Consider the following 274-nt stretch of genomic DNA (forward strand, 5'->3'; position numbering starts at 1 on the left):
CCGGTACCGGTGATGCCGGTCAACTCCTTGTTCGACGGCGACGCCCAGAAACCGTATTCAGCATCCGTCCAGGCAAACAGCCCGGCCGCCCAAGCCGAACCGGGCGCGTCGACGGTCTTGCTGGTGACGGTGTCCCAGTACTTCACACCCGGGTCGACCATGAACAGGTTGCGACTGCCGAAGTTATCGGCGTAGGCCATGGCGGCCTCATCGGTCGTGCCCGGGCCGTCGATGATGCCGATGGCGCGCAGTTTCTGCGCCAAGCTATCAAGCG

At 64.2% G+C, this 274-nt stretch carries 1 protein-coding gene; it reads right to left on the reverse strand.

What is annotated here, in order from left to right; all coding sequences use genetic code 11:
* A partial coding sequence (locus tag AACY19_RS27610) for a phage tail sheath subtilisin-like domain-containing protein (protein ID WP_339454669.1) occupies positions 1–274 on the reverse strand: 274 nt, incomplete at both ends.

Source organism: Pseudomonas sp. EA_5y_Pfl2_R50, from assembly GCF_963970475.1.
Lineage (GTDB): Bacteria > Pseudomonadota > Gammaproteobacteria > Pseudomonadales > Pseudomonadaceae > Aquipseudomonas.